The 22,842-nt window shown below is 66.3% G+C and carries 18 protein-coding genes and 1 riboswitch; of the genes, 12 read left to right on the top strand and 6 right to left on the bottom strand.

Going from position 1 to position 22,842, the window contains the following annotated elements; genetic code table 11:
- Positions 1–2 precede the first annotated feature (2 nt).
- Positions 3–1,223: a COG4223 family protein gene (locus DCM79_RS06595; protein ID WP_257179171.1), complete on the bottom strand. Its 1,221-nt coding sequence runs from the start codon at positions 1,221–1,223 to the stop codon at positions 3–5.
- Positions 1,224–1,287: 64 nt separating this feature from the next.
- Positions 1,288–2,034 (bottom strand): uroporphyrinogen-III synthase, encoded by a 747-nt coding sequence (locus DCM79_RS06590; protein ID WP_257179170.1) that lies wholly within the window; start codon positions 2,032–2,034, stop codon positions 1,288–1,290.
- Positions 2,035–2,192: 158 nt separating this feature from the next.
- Between DCM79_RS06590 and tsaD the strand changes: the two genes are divergently transcribed.
- Genes tsaD through DCM79_RS06575 form a run of 3 tightly spaced genes read left to right on the top strand, consistent with a single transcriptional unit; the run spans position 2,193 to position 4,658 of the window.
- Positions 2,193–3,260, top strand: a complete 1,068-nt coding sequence (gene tsaD, locus DCM79_RS06585; protein ID WP_257180710.1) for a tRNA (adenosine(37)-N6)-threonylcarbamoyltransferase complex transferase subunit TsaD — start codon at positions 2,193–2,195, stop codon at positions 3,258–3,260.
- A 1-nt stretch (position 3,261) separates the two neighbouring features.
- Positions 3,262–4,242: an NAD(P)H-dependent glycerol-3-phosphate dehydrogenase gene (locus tag DCM79_RS06580; protein ID WP_257179169.1), complete on the top strand. Its 981-nt coding sequence runs from the start codon at positions 3,262–3,264 to the stop codon at positions 4,240–4,242.
- A gap of 2 nt (positions 4,243–4,244) precedes the next feature.
- The gene (locus tag DCM79_RS06575; protein WP_257179168.1) at positions 4,245–4,658 is read left to right on the top strand and encodes an EVE domain-containing protein; all 414 of its coding nucleotides are present in this window, start codon (positions 4,245–4,247) and stop codon (positions 4,656–4,658) included.
- 122 nt (positions 4,659–4,780) lie between these two features.
- On the opposite strand, the gene DCM79_RS06570 is transcribed toward DCM79_RS06575, so the two are convergent.
- Positions 4,781–5,947 carry a DNA topoisomerase IB gene (locus DCM79_RS06570; RefSeq protein WP_257179167.1) on the bottom strand — a complete coding sequence of 389 codons (1,167 nt, stop codon included), beginning with the start codon at positions 5,945–5,947 and terminating at the stop codon, positions 4,781–4,783.
- Between the two features lie 403 nt (positions 5,948–6,350).
- Here DCM79_RS06570 and acs point away from each other — a divergent pair, with 403 nt between their 5' ends.
- Positions 6,351–8,297: an acetate--CoA ligase gene (gene acs / locus DCM79_RS06565; RefSeq protein WP_257179166.1), complete on the top strand. Its 1,947-nt coding sequence runs from the start codon at positions 6,351–6,353 to the stop codon at positions 8,295–8,297.
- 431 nt (positions 8,298–8,728) lie between these two features.
- Complete coding sequence (locus DCM79_RS06560; RefSeq protein ID WP_257179165.1) at positions 8,729–9,244, top strand: L,D-transpeptidase; 516 nt, start codon at positions 8,729–8,731, stop codon at positions 9,242–9,244.
- Between the two features lie 54 nt (positions 9,245–9,298).
- Here DCM79_RS06560 and DCM79_RS06555 read toward each other — a convergent pair whose 3' ends face one another.
- The gene (locus DCM79_RS06555; RefSeq protein WP_257179164.1) at positions 9,299–9,880 is read right to left on the bottom strand and encodes a thermonuclease family protein; all 582 of its coding nucleotides are present in this window, start codon (positions 9,878–9,880) and stop codon (positions 9,299–9,301) included.
- Positions 9,881–10,079: 199 nt separating this feature from the next.
- On the opposite strand from DCM79_RS06555, the gene DCM79_RS06550 reads away from it, so the two are divergent.
- From DCM79_RS06550 to cysN, 4 genes are all read left to right on the top strand, one after another.
- Positions 10,080–11,798, top strand: a complete 1,719-nt coding sequence (locus tag DCM79_RS06550; RefSeq protein ID WP_257179163.1) for a methyl-accepting chemotaxis protein — start codon at positions 10,080–10,082, stop codon at positions 11,796–11,798.
- Positions 11,799–11,952: 154 nt separating this feature from the next.
- Positions 11,953–12,972 carry a sulfotransferase family protein gene (locus tag DCM79_RS06545; protein ID WP_257179162.1) on the top strand — a complete coding sequence of 340 codons (1,020 nt, stop codon included), beginning with the start codon at positions 11,953–11,955 and terminating at the stop codon, positions 12,970–12,972.
- 5 nt (positions 12,973–12,977) lie between these two features.
- On the top strand, positions 12,978–13,940 hold the full coding sequence (gene cysD / locus DCM79_RS06540) for a sulfate adenylyltransferase subunit CysD (protein WP_257179161.1): 963 nt from the start codon (positions 12,978–12,980) through the stop codon (positions 13,938–13,940).
- Positions 13,940–15,835, top strand: coding sequence for a sulfate adenylyltransferase subunit CysN (cysN, locus tag DCM79_RS06535; protein WP_257179160.1), 1,896 nt, complete (start codon positions 13,940–13,942; stop codon positions 15,833–15,835). Before cysD ends, cysN begins: the two co-directional genes overlap by 1 nt.
- A 77-nt stretch (positions 15,836–15,912) precedes the next feature.
- Here cysN and DCM79_RS06530 read toward each other — a convergent pair whose 3' ends face one another.
- The gene (locus tag DCM79_RS06530; RefSeq protein ID WP_257179159.1) at positions 15,913–16,128 is read right to left on the bottom strand and encodes a DUF1674 domain-containing protein; all 216 of its coding nucleotides are present in this window, start codon (positions 16,126–16,128) and stop codon (positions 15,913–15,915) included.
- Positions 16,129–16,318: 190 nt separating this feature from the next.
- Between DCM79_RS06530 and DCM79_RS06525 the strand changes: the two genes are divergently transcribed.
- The 3 genes from DCM79_RS06525 (at position 16,319) to purH (ending at position 21,296) form a co-directional block, all read left to right on the top strand.
- Positions 16,319–17,665: an RsmB/NOP family class I SAM-dependent RNA methyltransferase gene (locus DCM79_RS06525; protein WP_257179158.1), complete on the top strand. Its 1,347-nt coding sequence runs from the start codon at positions 16,319–16,321 to the stop codon at positions 17,663–17,665.
- Positions 17,666–17,820: 155 nt separating this feature from the next.
- Complete coding sequence (locus DCM79_RS06520; RefSeq protein ID WP_257179157.1) at positions 17,821–19,539, top strand: heparinase II/III family protein; 1,719 nt, start codon at positions 17,821–17,823, stop codon at positions 19,537–19,539.
- A gap of 57 nt (positions 19,540–19,596) precedes the next feature.
- Positions 19,597–19,678: riboswitch (ZMP/ZTP riboswitch) on the top strand.
- A 25-nt stretch (positions 19,679–19,703) separates the two neighbouring features.
- Positions 19,704–21,296: a bifunctional phosphoribosylaminoimidazolecarboxamide formyltransferase/IMP cyclohydrolase gene (purH, locus tag DCM79_RS06515; protein ID WP_257179155.1), complete on the top strand. Its 1,593-nt coding sequence runs from the start codon at positions 19,704–19,706 to the stop codon at positions 21,294–21,296.
- 142 nt (positions 21,297–21,438) lie between these two features.
- Here the strand turns inward: purH and DCM79_RS06510 are convergent, their stop codons facing one another.
- Entirely contained in the window at positions 21,439–22,824 is a 1,386-nt protein-coding gene (locus tag DCM79_RS06510) for an MFS transporter (RefSeq protein WP_257179154.1), read from the bottom strand.
- Positions 22,825–22,842 lie beyond the last annotated feature (18 nt).

Genomic DNA, 22,842 nt, shown 5'->3' with positions numbered 1-22,842 from the left:
TCTTATTGAGCAGGCTTGGCCGGATCAGATTTGGCCGGATCAGATTTGGCGAGATCCGCCATCGCATCGTCGGCGAATTTGCGGGACGCGGCGAGCGCAGCGTCGCGGGCATCGGCCTTGTCGAGCCAGGCCAGTGCCGCAGCGCGATCGGCCTCCGGCAGCGACTTCAGCTCGCGCCGTGCCTCCACGAAATCGTTGCGGAGCGCGGCCGCCGTCACCCGCGCCACGATCGCGCCGCGGTCGTTGCCGACCCCGTCGGTCCGCTCGATGCGGACGAGTTTTGAGGCTCCCGCCTGAAGACGCTCGACGATGCCGGCATTCGCGGCCGGGGCTTCCGCCGGCGGCGACAGCTTCGGCACGATGGTGAGCAGCTCGCGGCTCAGCGCGACCGGCGTCGGGATGCCCGAGGATGCGAACGCTTCGAGCGGCTTCAGCGTGTCGGGCTTGGCCGCCAGCGACCGCGCCGCGGCCAATTGCTGCTGATAGGGATCGCCGTGGCGAACAGCGACGTCAAGCAAAGCCGCCGCCACCACGCTACGCAGCGGCTTGTCGTCCTTCGTGGCATCGGCGATCTTCTCGCCCTGTTGCGCGAGCTCGGCCCGTTCGGCCCTGCTGGCGCGCTCGAGCTGCGCGATGCGATCGCTGAGCGCGGAAAGATCGGGCGCGGCAGCACCTGGCGCGGACTTCACGTCGTTCAGTGCGCTCGCCGTCTTGTCGGCCTGCGTACGAAGATTGGCGACGTCGCTCCGCAAACTGCCGATCGATTTCTCGATCGCGTCGATCCGCGCCGCCATGGCCGGATCGGTCGCGGGCCTGCCGGCCTTGGCCTCGACCGCGCTGACGCGCCCGCTCAGCGCATCGACCGTCGCGCTCGTGACTTGCGGTGCGGCAGGCGGCGCCTGCACCGCCGGCCAGCCCAGCATCCAGCCGACCGCGATCACGATTGCAGCCGCGGCCGCGCCGGAGAACGGCGCGATGACCCAGGGGGAAATCGACGGCGCCGGAGCCTGGGCTTCGACGCGCTCCGGCTCTGCGTCAACCTGGTCGGGTTCTGCCTGTTCAGGCGCGGCGTGCTCCGGCGCCGGTGGGGCCTCTGGCTCGACCGCCGCCTCCTGCGGCTGGGTCGCGATTTCGGTGGCTTCGAGATCAATGGTGGGCGGAGTGCGCTTGGCACGACCGCTGTCGGGCGCCAATCCTGCGTCTTCAGGCTTGTCGTCGGCCATCGTGACGGTTCCTCACACTTCCATATCAAGGTGAACTAGATTGCGTCGGATTCGGCCCGACCTCTTACGCCAAACGGGTCTGCAAAGCACGCTCCAAGGTGGCAAATAAGGCATTTTCGTCCGGTGTCGCGGCAACCAGAACCTGCGACGCGCCGGCCTCGCGCAACGCGCCCGCGACCGCCTCGGACAGACAGCATTGCGGTATCGCCAGCGCCGAGATTTCGACGCCCTCGTCCCGCGCCGCATCCAGGAACGCCCGGGCGCTGCGCCGGGAGTAGTGCAGCACCGCCTCGACCCCGTGGGCGGCAAAGCCCTCGCAGACCTCGCGCGGCAGATGCTTGACGGGCGTCATCCGATAAGTGGTGTGCGTGACCACGGAGAAACCCTCTGCATCGAGCTCACCGCCGAGGTCGCGCGACAGATCCGCGCCCGCGAGATACAGCAGCGTGCTCTTTTTCTTCAGCACCTTGTCGCGCGCGCTCTGCATCACCTTGTCGCGCAAGGACGCGGCATCGCCGCCGGCGACGATCACCCGGGTAAAGCCGGCGTCGCGCGCAGCAGTGGCCGTATGCTCCCCGACCGCAAACAACGGCAGCTCCAGAAGACCAAGGTCGCGCAATTGCGGCGCGACCGCGCGAATCGCGTTGACCGACGTGACGAGGACGGCGCCATAGGGAGCGTCACCTTTGTCATGAAAGGCGACCGGCTCGAACTTGAGCGCCGGCGCAAGCAGCACCGCATGCCCCCGCGCGCGCAGACTTGCCGCGGTCGCTTCATTGTCGGGATGCGGCCGTGTGACAAGAATGGACATCGCTGCTGTTCCCGAACCAATTGGCGGTGGCGCACGACCCGGACGGCTTGCTTCGTGACGATTGCGCAATCTGGTCCCGGAATGCTACCGGACGTACCAGAACTCTGCTTTCCGGATGAGCGCAAGGGCGCAAATTGGATAACAATTCGCCAATGCTGGTGCTGGGCATCGAAACCACCTGCGACGAGACCGCCGCGGCCGTGATCGAGCGCGCCTCTGACGGCAGCGGCAGGATCCTGTCCAACATCGTGAGGTCGCAGATCGAGGAGCATGCCCGCTTCGGCGGCGTGGTGCCGGAGATCGCCGCCCGCGCCCATGTCGACCTGCTCGACGGCATCGTCGATCGCGCCATGCGCGAGGCCGGCATCGGCTTCGGCGAGCTCGGCGGCGTCGCGGCCGCCGCGGGGCCGGGCCTGATCGGCGGCGTCATCGTCGGGCTCACCACTGCAAAAGCGATCGCGATGGTCCACGACACGCCGCTGGTCGCAGTGAACCATCTGGAGGCGCATGCGCTGACGCCGCGCCTCACCGATGGCATCGCGTTTCCCTATTGCCTGTTTCTCGCCTCCGGCGGCCACACCCAGATCGTCGCCGTCACCGGCGTCGGCCAATATGTGCGGCTCGGCACCACCGTCGACGATGCGATCGGCGAGGCCTTCGACAAGGTCGCGAAGATGCTGGGCCTGCCCTATCCCGGCGGCCCGCAGGTCGAGCGCGCGGCGGCGAGCGGCGATGCCACCCGCTTTGCGTTCCCGCGGCCGATGCAGGGCAGACCCGATGCCAATTTCTCGCTGTCGGGATTGAAGACGGCAGTGCGCACCGAAGCGAGCCGGTTGCCAGAGATCACGCCGCAGGACATCAGCGATCTCTGCGCGAGCTTTCAGGCTGCCGTGCTCGAATCGACGGCCGACCGGTTGAACGTCGGCTTGAGACTTTTCCGCGAGAAATTCGGCGCTCCCAGCGCGCTCGTGGCCGCCGGCGGCGTCGCCGCCAATCAGGCGATCCGCGGCGCCCTCGACGAGGTCGCACGGCAAGCCGGGACGCAATTGATCATGCCGCCGCCCGCGCTCTGCACCGACAACGGCGCGATGATCGCATGGGCCGGCGCCGAGCGCCTCGCGCTCGGCATGACCGACACGATGGACGCGCAGCCGCGGGCGCGCTGGCTGCTCGACGCCAACGCAACGGCGCCGGCCGGCTACGGCAAGACGCGGGCGGGATACTAGAATGTCCGCGTTCCAATCCGTCGCGGTGATCGGCGCGGGCGCCTGGGGCACGGCGCTGGCGACCGTGGCCGCACGGGCCGGGCGCGCCGTGACGCTGTGGGCGCGCAACGCCGAACATGCCGCGCGAATCGCATCGACGCGCGACAATCCGCGGCTGCCCGGCGTGCGGATCCCTCCTGAGATCGTGGTCACCAGCGATCTGACGCTCGCTGCGCGCGCGGACATGCTGCTGATCGCGACGCCGGCGCAGCATCTGCGCGGCGCGGTCAACATGCTGGCCTCGCATCTGGCAAGGCCGGCGCCGATCGTTGCGTGCGCCAAGGGCATCGAGCACGGCACCCATAAATTCATGACCGACGTGATTGCGGAAGCCGCCCCCAGCGCGCAGCCGGCGATCCTGTCGGGACCGAGCTTCGCCGACGACGTCGCGCGCGGCCTGCCGACCGCGGTGACGCTGGCGGCCGGCGATGAACGGCTGGCGAGCGCCCTGGTGCAGGCGCTGGGCTCGCCGACATTCCGCCCCTATCACTCCACCGACATCCGCGGCGTCGAGATCGGCGGCGCCGCCAAGAACGTGCTGGCGATCGCAGTCGGCATCGCGGTCGGGCGCAAGCTCGGCGCCTCCGCCCAGGCGGCGCTGACGACGCGCGGCTTTGCCGAGCTGACCCGCCTCGGCCGCGCGCTCGGGGCACGCAGCGAGACGCTCGCGGGACTCTCCGGTCTCGGCGACCTCATCCTGACCTGCGCGAGCCCGCAATCGCGCAACTTCGCGCTGGGGCTCGCGCTCGGACGCGGCGAGCCGTCGCCCGCCGGCAAGCTCGCCGAGGGCGAGTTCACCGCGCCGGTCTTGATCGAACTCGCAGCTTCGCGAAACATCGAGATGCCGGTCTCGGAAGCGGTCGCGGCGATCCTGGGCGGCCGGAGCACGATCGACGCGGCGATTTCGGGGCTGCTGACGCGCCCCTTCAAGTCTGAGGAATGAACATGGCGTACTGGCTGGTGAAATCCGAACCGTCGGTGTGGTCCTGGGACCAGCAGGTGGCGAAGGGCGCCAAGGGCGAGGCCTGGACCGGCGTGCGCAATTACACCGCGCGCCAGAACCTCGTCGCCATGAAGAAGGGCGACAAGGCGTTCTATTATCATTCGAACGAGGGCAAGGAGATCGTCGGCATCGCGGAGGTCATCAAGGAGGCCTATCCCGATCCGACCGACAAGACCGGCAAGTTCGTTTGCGTCGACATCAAGGCCGACAAGCCCTTGAAGAATCCGGTGACGATGGCTGCGATCAAGGCCGAGAAGAAGCTCGCCGATATGGCGCTGGTGAAATATTCGCGGCTTTCGGTGCAGCCGGTGACGGCGGAGGAGTGGAAGCTCGTCTGCAAGATGGGCGGGCTCTAGTCGCTGCGGTATAGCTCTCGTAGGATGGGCAAAGGCGCACTCCACGCCGTGCCCACGAATTCTCTCGATATTAGTTAGAAATGGTGGGCACGCTTCGCTTTGCCCACCCTACGGCACCGGCGTTACACCGCCGCGGTGGCGACCACTTGCGCCAGCAACTGCTCGCGCCGCGCCTGGGAGCGCTGGCCCTTCATGGTCGCGGCAAAGCGTTCGAGGATGCCCTCCTCGAAGGCGGTGACGATGGTGTCGTGGACGTAGCTCTTGCGGCAGATCGCCGGCGTGTTGGAGAGCTTGTCGGCGGCAGCGCGGATCGCGTCCAGCACCTGCTTGTTGCGGCCGCGCTGGCTGGTCGCCGGCGTGATGCGTGACAAGGATTCCACGACCACGGCGGAGGCCATCAGCGTGCGAAAATCCTTGAGCGAGATCTTGATGCCGGCGATCTCGCGCAGGAACGCATTCACCTGCGTGGTGCTGACCGCGCGCACGATGCCGTTGGCGTCGCGATACTGGAACATCCGCTTGCCGGGGACGCCCTGCAAGATGCGGATGGCGCGGACCAGCTTGGCCGCGTCGCATTCCTTGCGCACCGCCTTGCCGCCCTTCGCCTTGAAGGTCAGCACGAAGCAATCGTCTTCCAGCGTGACGTTGGACTTCAGCAGCGTGGTGGCGCCGCGGGTGCCGTTGAGGCGGGCGTAGGATTCGTTGCCGGGGCGGATCGCGGTGCGCGCGATCAGCTCGATCACGGCCGAGAGCGCGAATTCACGCGTCGGCTCGTCGCCCGACAGGAACGCCGAGACCTTGCGCCGGATCTTGGGCAGCGCGCCGACGAGCTTTTCCAGGCGATGCGCCTTGCGATGCTCGCGGACCTTCTCCCAATCGGCGTGATAGCGATATTGCAGCCGGCCCGCGGCATCGCGGCCCACGGCCTGAAGATGCGAGCTCGGATCGGCCGAGTAGCGCACCTCGCGATAGGCCGGCGGCACCGCCATGGCATGCAGCCGGCGGATGGTGCGGGCGTCGCGGATGTGGGCGCCGTTGGGGCGGACGAAGGAATAGCCCTTGCCGCGCCTGATGCGGCGAATGGTCAGCTCGTTCTGGTCGCCAAGCCGCAGGCCGAGTTCCTTGGCAAGCGCTTCGACCGTCGCCGGCGCCGCGTCAAAGGTCTTTTTAGGGCTGGGACGCCTGAAAGGGGCCGATTTGGGCCATTGTCCGAGGGCCTTGGCCAGCGCAATGGCCGCAGGATCGGCTGAAGCGGGCCGTATCGTCCCGAGATTCTGCTGATCCATCATAGTCTTATGCCTTAGCCCTGTCTGTTATCGGTCAATGCCGCAATTCTGATTTTTGTTCCCAAGGGTCTCTTTGGACCCGGGTTGGCCATTTAGGGTGTTCCGAACCGCATTGCGAGTCCCGAATCGGTGACAGGAGGTTGCCAAATACCGGCTGCGTCGCATGGGCGCTCTGCACCGGCCCATTCCTGAGGATCGGATCAAAAGCCTCAACGCCGCCCGTGGGGCCTGTTTCAAATCTGCGACAGCCACCGCAAGCGGGCTTGATCCTCCGCATGGCGGGCAGCCCGCCGAAGGTACAGCTTGTGCTCCTTGTCGGGTCCGGTTAGCCCGACGCATAATCAGTCAATGATCAAGTCGGCTCGCCAGTCGCTAGCGTTCGGCCTGCCGTATGTGGAGGGAAAGCATGTCCGAGAAGATCTACGACGTCCCTGCGGAGTGGGCAAAGCGCGCCTGGGTCGACCAGGCCAAGTACAAGGAGATGTATGCCCGCTCGATCTCGGACCCGAACGGTTTCTGGGCGGAGCAGGCCAAGCGCATCGACTGGATGCACGCACCGACGAAGATCGAGAACGTCTCGTTCGCACCCGGTAACATCTCGATCAAGTGGTTCGAGGACGGCATCCTCAACGTCGCCTACAATTGCATCGACCGGCATCTCGCCAAGCGCGGCAACCAGACCGCGATCATCTGGGAAGGCGACGATCCCTCGCAGTCCAAGCACATCACCTACCAGGAGCTGCACGACGAGGTCTGCCGGATGGCCAACATCCTGCGCACCCGCAATGTCGGGAAAGGTGATCGCGTCACCATCTACCTGCCGATGATTCCGGAAGCGGCCTACGCGATGCTCGCCTGCGCGCGCATCGGCGCGATCCACTCCGTGGTGTTCGCGGGTTTCTCGCCGGACAGCCTCGCCCAGCGCATCAACGACTGCAAATCCAAGGTCATCATCACCGCGGACGAAGGCCTGCGCGGCGGCAAGAAAGTGCCGCTGAAGGCCAATGTCGATGCGGCGCTCGCCAAGGCCGACGGCGTCGACTGGGTCGTCGTGGTCAAGCGCACCGGCGGCAAGATCGACATGAATCCGACGCGCGACCTCTGGTATCACGAGGCGGCGGCCATGGTGACGACGGAATGCCCGGTCGAGCACATGCACGCCGAGGACCCGCTGTTCATCCTCTATACGTCGGGCTCGACCGGCCAGCCCAAGGGTGTGCTGCACACCTCCGCCGGCTATCTCGTGTTCGCCTCGATGACGCATCAATACGTCTTCGACTATCACGACGGCGACATCTACTGGTGCACCGCGGACGTCGGCTGGGTCACCGGCCACAGCTACATCCTCTACGGGCCGCTCGCGAACGGCGCGACCACGCTGATGTTCGAAGGCGTGCCGAATTACCCGGATAATTCCAGATTCTGGAACGTCATCGACAAGCACAAGGTCAACATCTTCTACACCGCGCCGACCGCGATCCGCGCGCTGATGCAGTCGGGCGACGAGCCGGTGAAGAAGACCTCGCGCGCGAGCCTGCGCCTGCTCGGCTCGGTCGGCGAGCCGATCAATCCGGAAGCCTGGGAATGGTATCACCGCGTCGTCGGCGACGACCGCTGCCCGATCGTCGACACCTGGTGGCAGACCGAGACCGGCGGCATCCTGATCACGCCGCTGCCGGGCGCGACCAAGCTCAAGCCGGGCTCGGCGACGCAGCCGTTCTTCGGCGTGGTGCCGGAGATCGTCGATGCCGACGGCAAGGTGCTGGAGGGCGAAACATCGGGCAATCTCTGCCTCACCCGCTCGTGGCCGGGCCAGATGCGCACGGTCTACGGCGACCATGCCCGCTTCGAGCAGACCTATTTCTCGACCTACAAGGGCAAGTACTTCACCGGCGACGGCTGCCGCCGCGATGCCGATGGCTATTACTGGATCACCGGTCGCGTCGACGATGTCATCAACGTCTCCGGCCATCGCATGGGCACCGCGGAAGTCGAGAGCGCGCTGGTGGCGCATGAGAAGGTCTCGGAGGCCGCGGTGGTCGGCTTCCCGCACGACATCAAGGGCCAGGGCATCTACGCCTATGTCACCCTGATGGCCGGCATCGAGCCGACCGAGGATCTGCGCAAGGAGCTCGTCACCTGGGTGCGCAAGGAGATCGGCCCGATCGCCTCGCCCGACCAGATCCAGTTCGCGCCGGGCCTGCCCAAGACCCGCTCCGGCAAGATCATGCGCCGCATCCTGCGCAAGATCGCCGAGGACGAGCCGGGCAGCCTGGGCGACACCTCGACCCTGGCCGATCCCGCCGTGGTCGACGACCTCGTCAAGAACCGGCAGAACCGGAAGCCGGCATAAGGCAAGCCCGTGCCCCGGGCGCAGCGCAGCACGCAAGTGGTGCGCTGCCGAGCCGGGGCTCATCTATCCGTGGAAAGAAAGAACTGGGTCCCGGCTCTGCGCAGCAGCGTTGCACGCTGCAGCGCGTCCGGGACACGATACGGCCCCTCGGCGCGACGCTCCCGCAACAACAGCCGTTCACAGCCTCACGCGCTTGTCAGCGTGCGCGGCGGAGGGCCGGTATGTTTCCGGCCGAGTGTTGTTTTCAGGTCATTTACTTTATTTCGAACATTTCCTTTGTTCCCCCTGCTGGCCGGCCTTCGGTGGCCGCGCGTGGAAACCATCCGGTTAACGGGCGCGGTTAATAATGTCCCCTCACGAGGACTTGGCGCGGCGGCGATTGCAGGTTCTGCGTCATTTTGGATGATCCGGTTGTGGCAAGGGGGAGATCGATGTCGATGAGGATTGCGGTGGCGCTGGCCGCCACCATCGGAGCTGGGGTCTTGATGTCGACGGCGGCAGAAGCGCGGCCGGAAATGGTGGGCACGCACCTCGCGGACTATTCGCCGGGCACGATCGTGGTCAAAACCAGCGAGCGCAAACTCTATCTCATTCTCGATAACGGCCACGCCGTGCGCTATCCGGTTGGCGTCGGCAAGTCCGGCAAGCAATGGGCCGGCACCACTCGCATCGACGGCAAGTATCGCAACCCGGCCTGGGCGCCGCCGGCCGAGGTCAAGCGCGACAAGCCCAACATTCCCGACATGATTCCCGGCGGCTCGCCGCGCAACCCGATGGGCGTCGCGGCGATGACGCTGGCCGGCGGCGAATACGCCATCCACGGCACCAACGTGCCGGGCTCGATCGGCGGCTTCGTCTCCTATGGCTGCATCCGCATGCTCAACGACGACATCACCGATCTCTACAGCCGCGTCTCCGTCGGCACGACGGTGGTCGTGACGCGCTGATCCCGCGATCGGCCGCGACAACAACGAGCCGCGTCTTTGGACGCGGCTTTTTTGTTACCAGAATCGCCAGCCGCGTGCGCACCAGCCGTCGCGATGGCCGCCGTTGTAGCTGCGCGCGAAGCCGCCGGCGAGCAACGCCGCGGAAACGTTCGCGGTCCGCCGCGTCGCGACGTCGGCGAGCACGCGGCCATATTTGTCGGGACCGAGATTGGTGATGGTCACGCCGCCCTGGCCGAGCAGATCGCGCAAGGCACGGGCCGCGGCTTCGGCCTTGTTGAGCTCCTCCTGGCAGGATGCCTTCAGTTCGGGCGCATCGATGCCGCGCAGCCGAATGCGCACGACGTGATCGCGTCCCTCGCGCAGACGAACACGCGCGAGAAAAGTATCGCCGTCGACGGCACGGATGAATTCGACGGGACGCACATCCGCGTGGCCGGTCTGCTGAAGAACGATCTCGGCATCTCCGGTACGATCGGCATCGGGAACGAGCCAATGCGTTCCATGACGAAATGTGAGCACGACGGCCAGCGCGATACCCACCACGAACATCCAGGGCAGTAGGCCGGTGAAGCGGCGGCCGAACGGCGAGCCGCTGTACTGCGGCCGACGGGAATGGGGGCGGTCCTGGAAACGCATCAACTCACGCTAGGCCTGAGTCGGGGGAACTCACAAGCGCGAGCGCGCACCCGGCGGAACCGGATCCGCTGCGAGCCTGCACGAAATTTCCGCTTCGAAGCATGTCAGCCGTAGTTCTACTGGACGGCCGCGAATCTTTTCAAATTCTCAATCATTGGTTGCGAATAGCTGTTATACGACAAATCGAGGGGAGACTGCCGTGGGGTCATTCAGGTTTCGCATTGGAACAAAGCTCGGCATCGTCACGGGCGTGAGCGTCGTGTTGGTCGGCGGCATGCTGGCCAATCAGATGCTCGGCAACCGCTCGATTGCGGAATCCAATCGCCTCGTCACGATCAACTATCTCAACAAGGGCAACGCGCAGGCGGCGCAGACGGCGATGGCACGGGCGCAGCTCGCCGCTCTCGAACTCGGCACGGCATCCTCACCCGGCGAGGCGGACAGGCTCCTCGAGCTTCTCCGCACCCGGGCGGGCGAAGCCGGCACGGAGATCCACGCCGCGATGGAGCGGGCGACCCGGAAGGTCACGCAGGACGCCTATCGCGAGACCAAGAAATTCGTCGATGCGTATCTGGCCAGCGGCGTCGAGCTGGCGGCGGCGCAAAAGGCCGTCATTGCCGCCCCTGCAGGCGGTGCCAAGCTTGCAGCCGAGTCGGCCAGGGCAAGCGTTCTCACCGAGCACATGCGGCCGGCAGCCCAGGAGGTCAGCAAGCGGATCGACGATCTCGTCGGCGTCGCCAACGAATTCGCCGCGCGCCGCAAGGGCGAGATGCTGACCGAACTGGACCGGGTCGCGAACTTCGCCTTGATCGTCGGCCTCTTCGTCGTCCTGACGCTGATCGGCTCCGCGGTCTTTTCCGTCTTGAACGTCGCCCGCCCGATCCGGCGCATCGGCGATGTGCTCCTGCAACTCGCCGGAGGCAACAAGGCGGTCGAAATTCCCTACACGAGCCGCGGCGACGAGGTCGGCGACAACGCCCGCGCAGCACAGACCTTCAAGGAAAATCTGATTCGCATCGAGCAGATGGAAGCCGAGCAGAAGAACCAGGAAGCCGCAGCCGCCGCCCAGCGCAAACAGGAGATGGCCCGGCTCGCCAATGCGTTCGAAACTGCGGTCGGCGGCATCATCGACTCGGTGTCGACCGCCTCCCAGCAGCTCGAAGCCGCGGCCGGCACATTGTCGGGCACGGCCGAACAGACTCAGCAGCTCTCCGGAATGGTCGCCGCTGCCTCGGAGGAAGCCTCCACCAATGTCGGAGCCGTGGCGTCCGCGGCCGAGGAAATGAGCACGTCGGTCGTCGAGATCGGCCGCCAGGTGCACGATTCCAGCCGCATCGCCGGCGATGCGGTCAAGCAGGCCGAGCGCACCGATGCCCGGATCAACGAGCTGCTCAAGGCGGCGGGCCGCATCGGCGACGTCGTCAAACTGATTACGGCCATCGCCGAGCAGACCAACCTCCTGGCGCTGAACGCAACGATCGAGGCCGCCCGCGCCGGCGAATCCGGCCGCGGCTTCGCGGTCGTGGCGAGCGAGGTCAAGGCGCTCGCGGCGCAAACCGCGCGTGCGACCGAGGAGATCAGCTCACAGATCGCCGGCATGCAATCGGCAACGGAGGACTCCGTCGGAGCGATCAAGGAAATCGGGACGACCATCGGCCGCATCTCCGACATCTCGACGACCATTGCCGCAACGATCGAACAGCAGAGCGCAGCGACGGCCGAGATTGCGCGAAATGTCAGCGAAGCGGCCAAGGGAACGGTCGAAGTCGCGGACAAGATCGCCCACGTCAGCCAGGGCGCCAGCGCGACCGGCGCGGCATCGGGACAGGTGTTGGCGTCGGCGCGCTCGCTGTCGCGCGAGAGCGGTCTCCTGAAGACCGAGGTCGAGAAGTTCCTCGACACCGTGCGCGCCGCATAGGTCGGCAACGACGCGGCGAGCACAATTGCCGTGCTCGCCGGACGTTCACAACCCCCGGGATTACCCGGGTTTGACCGGCGCCATCGGCAACGATAGGTTGAACATGGAAGCGTAAGCAACTTGCTTGCGGAACTTGTTCAGCGAGTCCCCCACCATGAACATCGACGCATCGTCCCCCGATTCGCTCGAGCGAATCGCCGATCTCGTTCGTCAGCAACATCCCTCGCTCGAAACCACGCTGCTTTCGCCGGTGGACGGATTCCAAACCAGGACCGTCGCGCTCGAAACGCTGATGCGCGAGGTGACGGAGTGCCTGGCCGGCGGCTTCAAGCATCGTCCACCGCAGGATTTTCCCATGCTTTACTTTGCATGCGGCAAGGCGCGCGTCGGATCGACGGCCCTGAGCAATCTGTTCGGCATGACGGGGATGCCGTCCTACTATCAGCCGTTGAAGGCCATGCTGCGCGATGCGCTCGTCGGCAAGAGGCCGGCGCCGTGGATCGTGCCGTCGGCAAACGACGAGCCGCGTATTTTTAGCAAGGAAACGATCGGACCCTACGTGCTCGCCGAGAGCCTGTTCAATCCGCTCAAGTTATTGATCGACGCGGGCTATCCGCCGCACCGGCTGCATCTCATCATGCTCGACCGCGAGCCGGCGAGTTCACTGGCGTCGTGGCTCGACAAGCTGATCTCGCGCGCGCCTGCAGATGTACTGCTGCGGCACTATGTCGTCGCCGCGCTCAGCGCGGCTCAGCTCGCCAGCTACGCCCAGCGACACGACGTTGCCGTCACTCACTACGTCTACGAGGTGAGCAAGGAGGCCGTGTCGTCGATCCGCGTGCTGTTCGACCGGATCGGCCTTTCGGGCAGCTTCAACGAGAATGCCGTGACGTCCTGGCGGGAACCGGGAGAGGCGCAAGCGAACAATGCGCGCGTGATCTACCCGAGCGAAGCGACCATCTACAAGGTGCCCAATCTGCACACCTCCGACAGTGCCTATCGCTACCAGCGCCGCGCCACCGCCTCTCTGAGCCAAGCGCAACGCGAGGTTCTGGAGCGCTGTGGTGTCAACGATGCCTATCGCGCCTCGGTCGCAGCCTGCGTTCGCGACCTCGGCCTGAATGCGACGCTGTCGCAACGTCTGTTCGGCGACTGGTTTGCTGCGGCCGCGTGATCGTCATGCTGGACATTCCCACCATCGCCGATCCCACCCTCCGTGAAGGTGCAGGCGGCAAGCAGCTTCACGTCGCCAGCCATCTCCGGCGCCTGGAGGCGGAAAGCATCCACATCCTGCGGGAGACGGCAGCCGAGTTCCGCAAGCCGGTCATGCTCTACTCGATCGGCAAGGATTCCTCGGTGCTGCTGCATCTGGCGATGAAGGCGTTTCATCCCGGCAAGCCGCCGTTTCCGCTGCTGCATGTCGACACCACCTGGAAGTTCCGCGAGATGATCGCATTTCGCGACCGCCGCGCACACGAGCTCGGCCTCGATCTGATCGTCCATACCAACAACGATGGATTGCGCGAGGGCATCGACCCCTTCACCCACGGCTCGGCCCGCTACACCGACGTTATGAAGACGCAGGCGTTGCGGCAGGCGCTCGAATGTCACGGCTTCGACGCCGCGATCGGGGGCGCGCGGCGCGACGAGGAGAAGTCGCGTGCCAAGGAGCGCGTGTTCTCGCACCGGAGCGCGGCGCATCGCTGGGATCCGAAGAACCAGCGGCCCGAGCTGTGGAGCCTGTACAACACGATGCTCGCGCCCGGCGAGAGCATGCGGGTGTTTCCGCTGTCGAACTGGACCGAGCTCGACGTCTGGGACTACATCCTGCTCGAGGACATCCCGATCGTTCCACTCTATCTGGCGGCCTCGCGCCCGGTGGTCGAGCGCGACGGCGCGTTGATCATGGTGGACGACGAACGGCTGCCGCTGCATGCGGGTGAACAGCCGCAATGGCGCTCGGTCAGATTCCGGACCCTGGGCTGCTATCCGCTCAGCGGTGCCACGATCTCGACGGCGGCAACCCTGCCCGAGATCGTGCGGGAGATGACGGCCTCGCGCACCTCCGAACGGCAGGGACGCATGATCGACCGGGACAGTCCGGCATCGATGGAGCGCAAGAAAGCGGAAGGCTACTTCTGATGTCCTATCACGAAGCCCCCACGATCGCCGCTTCCGGTGCGCCGCGGCTGAACCAGGACGACCGTCCGACGTTGCGTTTCGTCACTTGCGGCAGCGTCGACGACGGCAAGAGCACGCTGGTCGGCCGCCTGCTCTACGATTCCAAGACGCTGCTCGACGACCAGCTCGACGCGCTGGCGTCCGAGAGCAAGACTGTCGGCACCACCGGCGGCGATCTCGATTTCGCGCTGCTGGTCGACGGCTTGCAGGCGGAACGCGAGCAGGGCATCACCATCGACGTCGCCTACCGCTTCTTTGCCACCAGGCTGCGCCGCTTCATCGTCGCCGACACGCCAGGGCATGCGCAATATACGCGCAACATGGCGACGGGCGCCTCCAACGCCGAGCTCGCCGTGGTGCTGGTCGACGCCCGCAAGGGCGTGATCACGCAGACGCGGCGCCATAGCCACATCCTGTCGCTGCTGGGTATCCGTCACGTCGTGCTCGCCGTGAACAAGATGGACCTGATCGGATTCGACGGAGATCGCTTTGCGGCCATCACTGCCGAATACCTGACCATGGCCGGGCAGCTCGGGATATCGCAGGTCCAGTGCATTCCGGTGGTGGCGCCCGAAGGCGACAACATCGTCGCCCCGAGCGCGCGGATGCCCTGGTACGCCGGGCCGACCGTCACGGCCTATCTGGAATCGGTCGACGTGTCCGGCGACGCCTCGCAGCGGCCGTTCCGGCTGCCGGTGCAATGGGTCAACCGGCCGAACGCGGAGTTTCGCGGCTTCTGCGGCCGGATCGCCAGCGGAACGATTGCGACCGGCGAGACCGTCGCGGTGCAGCCCTCGGGTCGTCAAACCCGGGTCGCGCGCATTCTCACCCCCGGCGGCGAACGCGATCGCGCGGCGGCGGGCGAATCGATCACGCTCACATTTGCCGACGAGATCGACGTCAGCCGCGGCGACGTGCTAACGGCCGGTCCCGCGCCGCAGCTCTCGGATCAATTGGCCGCCCACCTCGTCTGGTTCGACGACGAACCCATGGTCGCGGGCCGGCGCTATGTGCTCAAATGCGGCACGGCCTCGACCGGTGCGGCGGTCACGACGCTCAAGCATCGCATCGCCATCGACACCATGGCCCAGGAGAGCGCCGCGACGCTCGATGCCAACGAGATCGGCTTCGTCGATCTCAACCTCGACCGTCCATTGGCGTTTGAGGCCTATCGCGACGACCGCGACATGGGCAGCTTCATTCTGGTCGACCCGATCAGCCACCGCACGGCCGCAGCGGGAATGATCGAGCATTCGCTCCGCCGCGCTACCAACGTTCGTTGGCAGCGGCTTGCCGTCGACAAATCGGTGCGCGCGCGGCTGAAGCAGCAACGGCCATGCGTGCTCTGGTTCACGGGGCTGAGCGGCGCCGGCAAATCGACGATCGCAGATCTCGTCGACCGCAGGCTCGCCGAGCTCGGCCGCCACGCCGCGCTGCTCGACGGCGACAATCTTCGCCACGGCATCAACGGCGACCTCGGCTTCTCCAGCGCGGACCGGGCCGAGAACGTCCGGCGCGCCGGGGAGATCGCCGCGCTGTTCGTCGACGCCGGCATGATCGCGCTAGTCGCGCTGATCTCGCCGTTCCGAAGCGAGCGCGAGCTGGCGCGCCAGCGGGTCGAGGCGGGCGAATTCATCGAGATCCATGTCGCGACCCCGCTCGCCGAATGCGAACGTCGCGATCCCAAGGGGCTCTATCGCAAGGCACGGGCAGGCGAGATACCGGCGTTCACCGGCATCGACCAGCCTTACGAGGCGCCGCAGGCGCCGGAGATCATCATCGATAGTTCGGAGCTGTCGGCCGACGCGGCTTGCGAGCGCATCATCGGTTACTTGCGAGAACGCAACTACCTGTAACGACCGGCCCTGCATCTGATGCAGCCACGAAGGAGGTGCGCTCCCTCTCCGCTTGCGGGAAAGGTCAAGCAAGAGGCTCAGAAGTCGGAGGCGATGCCCTTGCGTTCCCAATCGCCGTAGCGGGTCGGCTCGGGACCCTTCGGTCCCTGCAGCTCCTTCGCCTTGGCCGTGGTCTTGGCCTCGCTGCCGGCTTCCGCGGCAGCAGCCTGCCGGCGCGCCTCGGCTTCGGCCAGCGCGCGCTGGGCTGCCGGCGTGAGCGGCTTGCGATCGGGAACGGGAGGCTGGTCACTCATCGTCCGGTCTTCTAGCGCAGGACGGGCCGCAATGCGACGTGCAATAACGCATTCCTGAAATCAGGCCCGAAAGGGCTGAAAAAGCCGGAAGCGATTCTTACATTTGGCATATTCGCGTGCCAGAGATCGCCTTCTCAAGGCATGCGCCCATTGCGGCGGAACTGCCGCTCGCTCAGAACCTTGCTTCCGCATGCCATCTCAACGTTTTGCTCCTCCGCCCGAAGTGCCAGGCCTTGCGGCACGTCGGATTGCCGCCGACATCGTCGACGGCGTGCTGCACAAGCGCCGCACGCTCGACGACCAGCTCGACGGTAGCGGTGCCCATCCCGGACTGAAGTCGCTGGCCGATCGCGACCGAGCGTTGATGCGGCGCCTGGTTGCCACCGTGCTGCGCCGGCTCGGCACGCTCGGCCACGTGCTGTCGCGCCTGCTCGACAAAGGCATTCCTTCCGACGCGCCGCGCGCGCAGAGCGCGCTGCTGATCGGCGCGGCGCAAATCCTCTGGATGGACGTGCCGGATCACGCCGCCGTCGACCTCTCCGTTCGCCTGGTGCAATCCGACCGCCGTGCCGCGCGCTATGCCGGCCTCGTCAATGCCGTGCTGCGTCGCTGCGCGCGCGAGGGCAAGGCGCTGGTCGAGGAGGTCGCCACGCAATCGCTCGACCTTCCGCCATGGCTGCTCGCGCGTTGGAGCGCACATTATGGCGAAGCCACCGCACGAGACATGGCGCTGGCGCTCGGCCACGAGCCCTCGCTCGATCTCACCGTGAAGTCCGATCCCGCGCAATGGGCGAGCCGCCTGCACGGCGAGATGCTGCCGACCGGGACGGTGCGGATGCTGCTGCACGGCTCGGTGACGATGCTGCCCGGCTTCACCGAGGGACAATGGTGGGTGCAGGACGCCGCCGCCGCACTGCCGGCCCGGCTGTTCGGCGACGTCAATGGCAAGTCCATTGCAGATCTCTGCGCCGCCCCCGGAGGCAAGACCGCGCAACTGGCGCTGGCCGGTGCGCAGGTCACGGCGATCGACCGCTCGCCGGCCCGGGTGGCACGACTGCGCGAAAACCTGGCGCGGCTGTCGCTCCAGGCCGAGACCGTCGTCGCCGACGCCGTGGAATGGGCCGGCCGGGCCGAGGGCTTCGACGGTGTCCTGATCGATGCGCCCTGCACCTCGACCGGCACGATCCGCCGCCATCCCGACGTGGCCTGGCTGCGGCAGGAATCCGACATCGCGCCCCTGACCGCGCTCCAGCAACGGCTGCTACGAAAATCGGTGTCGCTGCTCAAGCCGGGCGGTACGCTGATCTACTGCACCTGCTCGCTGGAACCCGAAGAAGGCGAGCAGGCCGTGGCGACGCTGCTGGCGGCCGAGCCGGCGCTTCGCCGCGTCCCCATCGCGGCGGCGGAGGTCGCGGGCCTCGACGAAATCCTCAACCCGGAGGGCGATCTGCGCACCCTGCCCTGCCATCTGCCGCATGCCGATCCCAAGCTCGGCGGGCTCGACGGATTTTTCGCGGCCCGGCTGGTTAAATCCTGATTTTGCACTGGATTTTGCGACCGGCGCTGATTCGCGCCGTTCAAGGTGGTGTCAGACGAGCGATTTTGGGATTAATAGGGATTCGTCGCTAATTCTCTCCCCCTTCAAGGCACGGCGTGTCGGTCGCTCAACGCAGACATATCTCGACGCTGGTCATGAACCGCTTCGCGCGGAACATGCTTGCGCGCGCGAGCGGCGGTTCGGTTGCGCTGTCGCGGGTCTGGCCCAGCCGCACCGACCGGCTGATCATCGCGCCGCACGATCTGCGCACCGCGGATGCGACCCGCGCCGCCGAGATCTATGCCGGCCGCTTCGTCTTCGCCGGCAAGATCGTCAATTGCCACGGCCGCTCGATCTTCGATCTCGAGCCGCCGTCGGAGGACTGGGAGGTTGCGCTGCTCGGCTTCGGCTGGCTGCGCCATCTGCGCGCCGCCGACACCGCGCTGACACGGGCGAATGCGCGCGCTCTGATCGAAGACTGGATCGCCAACCCCGCCAACAAGCGCCGCCCGGTCGCGCGGCGCGCCGACGTGCTGGCGAGGCGCGTGATCTCGCTGCTGTCGCAGGCACCGTTGGTGCTGAGCGAGACCGACAACAAATTCTACCGCCGTTACTTGCGCGCACTCGCCCGCGAGATCCGGTTCCTGCGCTACACCATGGTCGACATTCCGGACGGAGTGCCGAAGCTCCAGGTGCTGATCGCGCTGTGTTATGCGGCGCTGTGCCTTGCCAACCAGACGCGTCACATCCGCAGCGCATCGAAGAAGCTGTCGGACGAGTTGCAGCGGCAGATCCTGCCCGATGGCGGCCACATCTCCCGCAATCCGGGCGCGCTGATCGAGCTCCTGATCGACCTCTTGCCGCTGCGGCAGACCTTTGCCGCGCGCAACATCGCACCGCCTCCGGCGCTGCTGAATGCGATCGACCGCATGATGCCGATGCTGCGCTTCTTCCGGCACGGCGACGGCAATTTCGCGCTGTTCAACGGCATGAGCGCGACATCTTCGGACCTGCTCGCCACGCTGCTCGCCTATGACGACACTCACGGCGCGCCGATGGCCAACATGCCGCATACCGGCTTTCAGCGCCTCGATGCCGGCCAGACCACTGTGATCATCGACACCGGCCCGCCGCCGCCGGCCAGCGTCAGTCACGACGCCCATGCCGGCTGCCTGTCGTTCGAGCTGTCCTCCGGCATCAGCCGCATCGTCACCAATTGCGGCATGCCGACCACGGGGCGCGACAATTGGCGACCGTTCGCACGCGGCACCGCGGCCCATTCCACCCTGACCTACCACGACACCTCGTCCTGCCAATTCGTCGAGATGTCGGCGATGAAGCGGCTGCTGCACGGCTCACCCGTCACCAGCGGACCCGTCGAGGTCGAGAGCTATCGCGAGATCGTGCAGAACGGCACGCTGCTGACGACGTCGCATGACGGTTACCTCGCCAAGTTCGGCGCGATCCACCGCCGCGTGCTGATGATCGCCAATGACGGTGCGCGCATCGACGGCGAGGACACGCTGTCGCCGCCGCAGGGCGGACGCTTCAAGGGCGCGGATGCCGATTTCGCGCTGCGCTTCCATCTGCATCCGGCCGTGAAGGCCAGTCGGCTGTCGGACGCCCGCGGCGTCATGCTGGTGCTGCCGAACCGCGACGTCTGGACCTTTGAAGCGTTGGACGACAAGGTCGATCTCGAGGACAGCGTGTTCCTGGCCGGCAATGACGGCCCCCGCCGCACCGCGCAGATCGTGATCCGGCAGGATGCCCGGCAGGCGCCCTCGATCCGCTGGAGCTTTGTGCGTTCCACCGCATCGCCGGCGGTCACCAACGCCCGGAGAAATGCGCGGCGAGAGCCGGAACTACCGCTGTAGACGTGCGATTCAGTCAGATCCGGTCGTTGTGAAAACGGCCGAAAACTGCTATCGAGCCCTCGCTCGCGCGACTGGCGACCTGGGATGGAGCACCATCGGGAAGCGCGGGCCATAGAAGCCGCGCGCCTGGGCATAGACACTCCTTAAGACAGAGGATCTTGCTCATGACTGACCGTCCCCGCCGCGTCACCCGTGCTCTTCTCTCCGTCTCCGACAAGTCCGGCCTGATCGAGTTCGCCAAGGCGCTGGTCGCGCATGATGTCGAGCTGGTCTCGACCGGCGGCACCGCGAAAGCGATCGCCGCGGCCGGTCTCAAGGTGAAGGACGTCTCCGACCTGACCGGCTTCCCCGAAATGATGGACGGCCGCGTCAAGACGCTGCATCCGAAGGTGCATGGCGGCCTGCTCGCGATCCGCGACAACAAGGAGCATGCGGAGGCGATGAAGGCCCACGGCATCGCGCCGATCGACCTGCTCGTCGTCAACCTCTATCCGTTCGAAGCGACTGTCGAGAAAGGCGCCGGCTTCGAGGATTGCATCGAGAACATCGACATCGGCGGCCCCGCCATGATCCGCGCCGCCGCCAAGAACCACGACGACGTCGCCGTCGTGGTCGAGGCCGATGACTACAAAGCCGTGCTCGACGAGCTCGCCGCCAACAACGGCGCGACCACGCTGAAGCTGCGCCGGCGGCTTGCGGCAAAGGCCTATGCGCGCACCGCGGCCTATGACGCCGCGATCTCGAACTGGTTCAACCGGCAGCTCGAGATCGACGCACCCGACTTCCGCGCCTTCGGCGGCAGGTTGATCCAGTCGTTGCGCTATGGCGAGAACCCGCACCAGACCGCAGCGTTCTATGCGACGCCGGACAAGCGCCCGGGCGTCTCGACCGCGCGGCAGCTCCAGGGCAAGGAGCTCTCCTACAACAACATCAACGACACCGATGCGGCCTATGAATGCATCGGCGAGTTCGACGCCAAGCGCACCGCGGCCTGCGTCATCGTCAAGCACGCCAATCCCTGCGGCGTCGCCGAAGGATCGAACCTAGTCGAGGCTTATCGCAGGGCGCTGGCCTGCGATTCCACCTCGGCCTTCGGCGGCATCATCGCGATGAACCGCGCGCTCGACGCCGACACCGCGCGCGAGATCACGAAAATCTTCACCGAGGTGATCATCGCGCCCGACGCCACCGAGGAAGCGATCGCCATCATCGGCGGCAAGAAAAATCTGCGCCTGCTGCTCGCCGGCAGCCTGCCCGACCCCCGTGCGCCGGGCCTCACCGCCAAGACGGTGGCCGGCGGCCTCCTCGTGCAGAGCCGCGACAATGCCGTGGTCGACGACATGACGTTCAAGGTCGTGACCAAGCGGGCGCCGACCGAGGCCGAGATGAGCGACCTCAAATTCGCGTTCCGTGTCGCCAAGCACGTCAAGTCCAACACCATCATCTACGCCAGGGATCTCGCCACCGTGGGCATCGGCGCAGGGCAGATGAGCCGGGTGGATTCAGCCCGTATCGCAGCGCGCAAGGCGCAGGACGCGGCGACCGAGCTGAAGCTCGCCGAGCCGCTCACCAAGGGCTCGGTGGTGGCCTCGGATGCCTTCTTCCCGTTCGCCGACGGCATGCTCGCCTGCATCGAGGCCGGCGCCACCGCCGTGGTGCAGCCCGGCGGCTCGATGCGTGACGACGAGGTGATCAAGGCCGCCGACGAGCACGGCATTGCCATGGTGTTCACGGGCACGCGGCACTTCAGGCACTGAGCCGCTAGCAAGAACGTCGACGATCCCGTCAGGGCCGTCATTGCGAGCGTAGCGAAGCAATCCAGAACCTTTCCGCAGAGGCAGTCTGGATTGCTTCGTCGCTTCGCTCCTCGCTATGACGAAAGTAGAGCGCGTCGTGCGACTAATCCCGCACCCGCATCAACAATCCCAACCCTGCGACGAAGAACACCACCAGCACGGCCATGCCGGCCTTCTGGCTCGCGGTCACCGCCGTGATCATGCCGATCAGGAGCGGTCCGATGAAGGACGTCACCTTTCCGGTCAGTGCGAACAGGCCAAAATACTGCGCGATGCGGTCTTTCGGTGCGAGGTGGATCAGCAGCGTGCGGGAGGCGGCCTGGAGCGGACCGCCGGCCGCGCCGATGAAGCAGCCCAGCACGAGATAGGCGCGCTCGGCGGCGCTCGAGAACAAGCCCGCGCCCGGCTGCGGTGGCGCGACCTTCACGAACAACACGTTATCCTTGTCGACCAGCAGGATCGCCGCCACGGACAGCAAGAGAAGCAGCAGGCTGCCGGCAATGACTCGCTTCGGCCCTAGACGATCATCCAGTTTGCCGCCGAACCATGCGCCGAATGCGCCGGCGATCGCAAGCATAATGCCGAACGTGCCGATCTGGATCGTGTGCCAGCCGAACGTGCCCGCGGCATAGATGCCGCCGAAGGCGAACAGCGACACCAGACCGTCGGTGTAGATCATGTTGGCGAGCAGGAATGCCGCGAGCGACTTCTGCTTCGGCAGATGCTTGATCGATTGCCTGAGCTCCGACAGGCCCTCGCGCAGCGCCTCGCGCAGTGGGCGCTTGGCCGGATAGTCCGGCGTGAACAGGAACATCGGCGTCACGAAGATGATGAACCACAGCCCGGTCAGCGGCCCGGCGGCCCGGTCGCCCTGATGCGTCACGGGATCGAGCCCGAACAATGGCGTGAGGCCGAGCAGCGTGCGGCCGGTCTCGGGATTGGCGGCGAGGAGGCCGAGCACGATGATCAGGCTGACGATGCCGCCGACATAGCCGGTCGCCCAGCCGGTGCCGGAGAGCCGGCCGATCCGCTCCGGCGGCACCAGGGTCGGCATCATCGCATTGTTGAAGACGGTGGCGAACTCGGCACCGACGCTGGCGAGTGCAACCGCGGTGAGCAGCAACGGAATGACGGCGGCATCGCCAGGCCTGCCGATCCACAGCGTGCACGATGCCAGCACCAGCACCGTCCCGAATCCCGCAATCCATGGCTTCCTGCGGCCCGCGGCGTCGGCGATGGCTCCCAGCACCGGCGACAACAGCGCGATTGCAAGGCCCGCCGAAGCCATCGCAAACGCCCATAGCGACTGGCCGGCGGCGGGATTCGGCGCAATGCTGGTGGCAAAATAGGGCGCGAACACGAAGGTCGTGATCAACGTGAAATAGGGCTGCGCGGCCCAATCGAAGAAGATCCAGCTGACGACGGCGGTGCGGGGCGGATAGGTCCGCAGCACATCGGCCATGCGCGCATCCGGGGCGATCGTCGTCATCACGCAGGCCTCATCACG

The organism is Bradyrhizobium sp. WBOS07 (assembly GCF_024585165.1).
GTDB lineage: Bacteria > Pseudomonadota > Alphaproteobacteria > Rhizobiales > Xanthobacteraceae > Bradyrhizobium > Bradyrhizobium japonicum_B.
This window is presented reverse-complemented; position numbering and strand designations above follow the sequence as displayed.